At 65.2% G+C, this 6464-nt stretch carries 5 protein-coding genes; 4 read left to right on the top strand and 1 reads right to left on the bottom strand.

Annotated features, from left to right (window positions below):
* Window positions 1–122: 122 nt before the first annotated feature.
* Window positions 123–1037 carry a LysR family transcriptional regulator gene (locus PKD06_RS17870; protein ID WP_324382517.1) on the bottom strand — a complete coding sequence of 305 codons (915 nt, stop codon included), beginning with the start codon at window positions 1035–1037 and terminating at the stop codon, window positions 123–125.
* A gap of 129 nt (window positions 1038–1166) precedes the next feature.
* Between PKD06_RS17870 and PKD06_RS17875 the strand changes: the two genes are divergently transcribed.
* The 4 genes from PKD06_RS17875 to pyk all read left to right on the top strand — a co-directional run bounded on the left by PKD06_RS17875 (window position 1167) and on the right by pyk (window position 6390).
* Window positions 1167–2474, top strand: a complete 1308-nt coding sequence (locus PKD06_RS17875) for an MFS transporter (RefSeq protein ID WP_324382519.1) — start codon at window positions 1167–1169, stop codon at window positions 2472–2474.
* 57 nt (window positions 2475–2531) lie between these two features.
* Window positions 2532–3608 (top strand): tartrate dehydrogenase, encoded by a 1077-nt coding sequence (locus PKD06_RS17880; protein WP_324382520.1) that lies wholly within the window; start codon window positions 2532–2534, stop codon window positions 3606–3608.
* A gap of 67 nt (window positions 3609–3675) precedes the next feature.
* Window positions 3676–4968 carry a glycerate kinase gene (locus PKD06_RS17885; RefSeq protein ID WP_324382522.1) on the top strand — a complete coding sequence of 431 codons (1293 nt, stop codon included), beginning with the start codon at window positions 3676–3678 and terminating at the stop codon, window positions 4966–4968.
* Window positions 4969–4974: 6 nt separating this feature from the next.
* A complete protein-coding gene (gene pyk / locus PKD06_RS17890; protein ID WP_324382524.1) occupies window positions 4975–6390 on the top strand; it encodes a pyruvate kinase in 1416 nt (471 codons plus the stop codon).
* Window positions 6391–6464 lie beyond the last annotated feature (74 nt).

The raw sequence follows: 6464 nt of genomic DNA on the forward strand, positions 1-6464 counted from the left end.
CCTCGGCATGGTCCTCGCGGCCTATGCCGTCACTCCGGAGTGAGGGGCCGCGCGCAGCGTCGTTCGGCGGATAATTCACTGTCGATCGCTGTGGTGGAACATATGGATGCTTCCCAAGCGGCCTATGCTTTGGCGACGTATCGGTCGATATTGTCCATCAACGTCTGCAGAAGGCTGTCGCGGAGTTCATCCCTCGAGTCGCGGATCCAAATCGCGGCCAACGGCAATCGGCCCGCGGTCATTCTTTTGCCCAGGACGAGCGGGAGATAGGTCACGCCATCAACCGCTATTCTTGAAGTCCATCTCGGAACAACAGCTAAACCTAACCCTGCGGAAACAAGGTGAACGATCGTCTGCTTCTCATCTGCCACATGAGATATCTTCGCCGTGTAGCCGGACTCCTCGAATAGCTTCATCGTCAGGTCGTGGCTATGCGGCCTCGATCGACGATCAGGCGTGATGAGCGGTTCGTTCGCGATGTCGTCGATCGAAAGTTTCTTTCTCGCAGCCAAAGGATGAATCGAGGGAATTGCGACGACAGGAGTTTCATAGAAGAGGTGCCGATAGACGAGGCTCGGCGAGTGGCTTCTCGGGGGGCGAATAAACGCGATGTCGAGCCGGCCGGAAAGCACGCGCGGAACGAGCCTGATCGTTTTGTCCTCGAGGAGTTGAAGCTCGACGTCAGGGTGCGTGCTGTTGAAGTCGTTGAAGAGCATGGGCATCAGCCCGACCGCCGCGCTGTCGATCGCGCCGATGCGAAGCTTGGTCGCCTTGATGCGAACAGTCTCCCGGAAGCGCGCCCGCATGGCATCCGCTTGCGCAAGGAGCTTGCGGGCATCTCCGAGCAGCTGCCTTCCCTCTTCGGTAAGAACAACGTTCCGTGTTGTTCTTGCGAAAAGCTGCGTGCCGAGGTCCTCCTCAAGCAACCGAATGAACCGGCCCAAGGCAGACGGAAGGATGTTGAGTTTCTGAGCCGCGCGGCCGAAGTGGAGTTCGTCCGCCGCGAGCACGAAACAACGCAGCTGATGCAGGTTCATGAGCATTTTCATTAGCCCAATGATTGTAGCAATTGTTTATATAATCCTGGCGGGATTGAGGTCGCCCCGCGTTAGGCCCTAGGTTCTCCGCAGATCAGAACCACAATGTATAGGGAAGGGATGCGCCTAATGACCAGCGAGCTGGAGCGGCGAACCCTGCGCAAAATTTCCTGGCGCATAGTTCCTTTCATCATGTTGCTATATTTCATCGCGTATATAGACCGCGTGAATATTGGATTCGCGGCCTTGACAATGAATAAGGATCTTGGGTTCTCGTCGGCTGTCTTCGGATTTGGCGCCGGTGTCTTTTTCCTCGGTTATTTTCTGTTCGAGGTCCCTTCGAACATCATCCTCCATAAGGTCGGGGCCCGCATCTGGATCGCACGCGTCATGGTCACCTGGGGGCTGCTCTCCGGCGCCTTCGCTTTCATCCAGGGAGAGACCAGCTTCTATATCCTGCGTTTCCTGCTGGGGGTGGCCGAGGCCGGGTTCTTTCCCGGTATCATTCTTTACCTGAGCTATTGGTTCCCGGCGCGGCGGCGGGCGCAGGTCGTGTCCATGTTCATGGCTGCGGCGCCGATTTCGACCGTGCTCGGCTCGCCCCTTTCGAGCGCCCTGCTCGAAATGCACGGGATCGGCGGCTTGAAGGGCTGGCAGTGGATGTTCCTGATGGAGGCGGTTCCCGCGGTGCTGCTCGGAATTGTCGTTTTCTTCTATCTCACCGACCGTCCTGAAAAGGCGCGCTGGCTCGCGGATGACGAGCGCGACTGGCTCGTCGCCACGATGAATGCCGAGAACGCCGCGAAGGGCGCGAAGGAGCACCACAGCATCTGGAAGGGGCTCACCGACCTCCGCGTGCTGGCGCTGGCCCTCATCTATTTCGGAACCTCCGCCGGCCTCTACACGCTCGGCATCTGGGCTCCGCAGATCATCCGCGAGTTCGGCCTCTCGACGATGATGGTCGGTTTCCTGAATGCGGTTCCGCCGACGATCGCGATCGTCGCCATGATCCTGTGGGCGCGCAATTCGGATCGCACGGGCGAGCGGACGTGGCATGTCGTGATCGCCTGCCTCGTGGCCGCCCTGGGCCTGGCGCTGGCGGGTGTGGCCGGCTCCGTGATCGCGGTCGTCGCGGCGCTCACCCTCGTCAATATCGGCATCAGCTCGGCCAAGCCGCCGCTGTGGAGCATGCCGACGATGTTCCTGTCGGGAGGCGCCGCCGCCACGGGTATCGCCACGATCAATTCGATCGGCAATCTCGGCGGCTTCGTCGGGCCTTCGGTGATCGGCTGGGTGAAGACCACGACGGGAAGCTTTCTTGGTGGACTCTACGTCGTCGCCGGCCTTCTCTGCTTCTCGGCCATCCTGACCCTTGTGCTCGCGGGGTCCCAGCGGGCCGCTCCGAGCGCGAGCGCGGAACCCCCTGTCCCTCACTGAGCCGGCCGGCTTTCCCATCGTCAAGTTCGTTCCCTTGAAGCACCAGGAGATGTGTTCATGAAGACTTACCGTATTGCCGCAATGGGCGGCGACGGCATCGGGCCTGAAGTGGTCGATGCGGCCGTCAGGGCGCTGAAAGTCTGCGCCGAGCGCGACGGCGGGTTCAAGCTCGATTTCCAGGATTTCGATTGGGGATCGGATTATTACAAGAAACACGGCATCATGATGCCTGAGGGCGGCGCCGATCAGCTTCGCGGATTCGATGCGATCCTGTTCGGCGCGGTGGGAGCGCCCGACATTCCCGACCACATCACGCTGTGGGGCCTTCGCCTCGCCATCTGCCAGCCGCTCGACCAGTACGCCAACGTGCGGCCGACGCGCATCCTGCCCGGCATCACGAGCCCGCTGCGCCACGTCTCCGGCCCGGAACTCGACTGGGTCATCGTGCGCGAGAATTCCGAAGGCGAATATTCCGGCGTCGGCGGGCGGGCGCACAAGGGATTGCCGATCGAGGTGGCGCAGGACGTGTCCGTCATGACGCGGCCCGGCGTCGAGCGGATCATCCGCTTCGCCTTCAAGCTGGCGCAGTCCCGTCCGCGCAAGCTGCTCACGGTGGTGACCAAGTCGAACGCCCAGCGCCACGCCATGGTGATGTGGGACGAGATCGCGGCCGAGGTCGCCAGGGATTTCCCCGACGTCACCTGGGACAAGATGCTGGTCGACGCCATGACCATGCGGATGGTGATCAAGCCGGAGACGCTCGACACGATCGTCGCGACGAACCTGCACGCTGACATCCTGTCCGACCTCGCCGCGGCGCTCGCCGGGTCGCTGGGCATCGCGCCCACCGCCAACATCAATCCCGAGCGCGAGACGCCCTCGATGTTCGAGCCGATCCACGGCTCGGCCTTCGACATCACGGGCAAGGGCATCGCCAATCCGGTCGCGACGTTCTGGACGGCCGCCATGATGCTCGACCATCTCGGGGAGAAGAAGGCCGCCGATCGGCTGATGAAGGCCGTCGAGCGCGTCACCGCCGATCCGAAGCTGCACACGCCCGATCTCGGCGGCCAGGCGACGACCGAGCAGGTCACCGAGGCGGTCTGCGAAGCTTTGCGCGCCGCAAACGACTGACCGGCCGGCGGCGCAGGGATCTGCGCCGCCTCTCCCCCTTCCGACCTCCCACCGAGACAGCACCCGGATGCCGAGCGAAGTCCGCCATTTGCTGAGAGCGATGTTCGATGCGGCCGTGGGCGCCGCCTCGCCCGCCCTGCGCATCCCGGCCCATCTCCCGCGCCCGCCGAAAGGCCGGACGATCGTGATCGGCGCCGGCAAGGCCTCCGCCTCCATGGCGAGGGCTTTCGAGGACCATTGGCTGGGGCCGCTGGAAGGCCTGGTGGTGACGCGCGACGGCTACGGCGTGGCGTGCGAGCGCATCGAGATCGTCGAGGCTTCGCATCCGGTGCCGGACGCGCGCGGGCTCGCCGCGGCGGGGCGCATTCTCTCGCTCGTCCAGGGCCTGTCGCCGGACGACCTGGTGGTGGCGTTGATCTCCGGCGGGGGATCGGCGCTGCTGTCCTTGCCGGCGCCGGGCCTGACCTTCGAGGACAAGCAGGCAGTGAACGCGGCTCTTCTGCGCTCGGGCGCCTCGATCGGCGAGATGAACGTCGTGCGCAAGCATCTGTCCGCGATCAAGGGCGGCCGCCTTGCCGCGGCCGTCCATCCCGCGCGGCTCGTGACCCTCGTGATTTCCGACGTGCCGGGCGACGATCCGGCCGTCATCGCGTCGGGGCCGACCGTCGCCGATCGGTCGACCTTTGCCGACGCGATCGCGGTGCTCGAGAAATACGGGATCTCGGAGCCGGCTGCCGCGCTCGATCATTTGAAACGCGCCGCCGAGGAGACGCCCAAGCCCGGCGACCCGCGTCTGGCCGGGTCCGAGACCGTCACCATCGCGGCGCCGCAGCTCTCTCTCGAGGCCGCGGCGGATGTCGCGCGCAAAGCCGGGGTGACGCCCCTCATCCTGGGCGACGCCCTGGAAGGAGAAGCGCGCGAGATGGGGCGCGTCATGGCGGGAATCGCGCGGCAGGTCGTGCTGCGCGGCCAGCCCGTTCCGCCTCCGGCCGTTCTCCTCTCCGGCGGCGAGACGACCGTCACCATCAAAGGCAGCGGCAGAGGCGGGCGGAATGTCGAGTTCCTGCTCGCGCTCGCCGTCGAGCTCGACGGGTTGCCGAACGTCTTCGCGCTCTCTGGAGATACCGATGGCGTGGACGGCGCGGAAGAGATCGCAGGCGCCCTCGTGACCCCCGATTCCCTGGTCCGCGCGGCAGCCGGGGGCGTCAACGCGAAGGCCTCTCTGGCGAACAACGACGCCCACGGCTTTTTCGAGGCGCTCGGCGATCAGGTGATCACCGGCCCGACGCGGACCAACGTGAATGATTTCCGCGCCATCCTCATTACCGCACGAGACAAGGGGGCGGCCTCGCGGCCGTGAGACGACATGCGCCGACACCGCAACGCAAAGATCGTCGCGACACTCGGGCCGGCAAGCTCGACCCCGGAGATGATCCGCTCCCTGTTCGAGGCGGGTGCCGATGTGTTTCGGCTCAACTTCAGCCACGGCACGCACGAAGATCACCGAAAGCGATACGATATCATTCGCGCCGTCGAAAAGGCGACCGGCCGTCCGATCGGAGTCCTTGCCGATCTGCAAGGGCCGAAGCTGCGCCTCGGGACTTTCTCGGAAGGGCGTGTCCAGCTCGCGACGGGAGATCGATTCGGGCTCGATCTCCAAGGCGGGCCGGGCACGCCGCAGCGGGTGAGCATGCCTCATCCCGAGATTTTCCGGGCGCTGTCGCCGGGGGTTCAGCTTCTCCTCGATGACGGCAAGGTCCGCCTGGAGGTGGAAAGCTGCGACGGAGAAAGCGCCCTGACCCGCGTGATCGTCGGCGGCCCTCTCTCCGACCGCAAGGGCGTCAGCGTGGTCGGGGCGATTCTCCCGCTCTCGCCGCTGACCCCGAAGGACCGCGCGGACCTCGCCTATGCGCTGGACCTCGGCGTCGATTGGGTCGCATTGTCCTTCGTGCAGCGGCCGGAGGATGTCGCGGAGCTTCGCGCGATCACGGGCGACCGCGTCGGGATCGTGTCCAAGCTGGAGAAGCCGTCCGCCGTCGAGAATCTGAAAGCGATCGTCGATCTCTCCGATGCGGTGATGGTCGCGCGCGGAGATCTCGGCGTCGAGATGCCGCCGGAAGAGGTGCCGCCGATCCAGCGCCGGATCGTTCGCGCGTGCCGGGAAGCCGGAAAGCCGAGCATCGTCGCGACGCAGATGCTGGAATCCATGATCGGCGTGCCGACGCCGACGCGCGCCGAAGCCTCCGACGTGGCCTCGGCCATCTATCACGGGGCCGACGCCGTGATGCTCTCGGCCGAGTCGGCGTCGGGCCAGTTTCCTCTCGAGGCCGTCTCGATGATGGACCGCATCATTTCGGTCGCCGAGAACGATCGCGGCTATTACCGGCCCATGAACGACGCGGCGAGGCCGGCGCCTGCCGCGACCGTCGCGGACGCGATCTGCGCCGGCATCCGCGAGGCGACGCGGCTTCTCCCTGTGGCTGCGGTGGTCACGTACACGACCTCCGGCTATTCCAGCCTGCGCGCCTCGCGCGAGCGCCCGGCCGCGCCCATCCTGAGCATGGCCACCTCCGACAGGACGGCGCGGCGGCTGACGCTGGCCTGGGGACTCCACTCGGTCGAGGTCCCCCAGATCGCCTCCGTCGAGGAGATGGGAGCCTATGCCTGCGAGACGGCGATCCGCGAAGGCTTCGCCGCCAAGGGCGACACCATCGTCGTCGCGGCCGGGGCGCCCGTGGGCGTGTCCGGCACGACCAACGCGCTGAAGATTCTCGCCGTATAGACCGAAACGAGAGACGGCCATGACTGCGATCATTGAAATTCACGCCCGCGAGATTCTGGACAGCCGCGGCAATC

It is taken from the genome of Enterovirga sp., assembly GCF_035325185.1.
Taxonomy (GTDB): Bacteria; Pseudomonadota; Alphaproteobacteria; order Rhizobiales; family Beijerinckiaceae; genus Enterovirga.

What these genes read in the sequence shown, in the direction of transcription:
- PKD06_RS17870 (WP_324382517.1), bottom strand. Translation starts at nt 1,037, where the DNA reads ATGAACCTGCATCAGCTGCGTTGTTTCGTGCTCGCGGCGGACGAACTC.
- PKD06_RS17875 (WP_324382519.1), top strand. Translation starts at nt 1,167, where the DNA reads ATGACCAGCGAGCTGGAGCGGCGAACCCTGCGCAAAATTTCCTGGCGC.
- PKD06_RS17880 (WP_324382520.1), top strand. Translation starts at nt 2,532, where the DNA reads ATGAAGACTTACCGTATTGCCGCAATGGGCGGCGACGGCATCGGGCCT.
- PKD06_RS17885 (WP_324382522.1), top strand. Translation starts at nt 3,676, where the DNA reads ATGCCGAGCGAAGTCCGCCATTTGCTGAGAGCGATGTTCGATGCGGCC.
- pyk (WP_324382524.1), top strand. Translation starts at nt 4,975, where the DNA reads ATGCGCCGACACCGCAACGCAAAGATCGTCGCGACACTCGGGCCGGCA.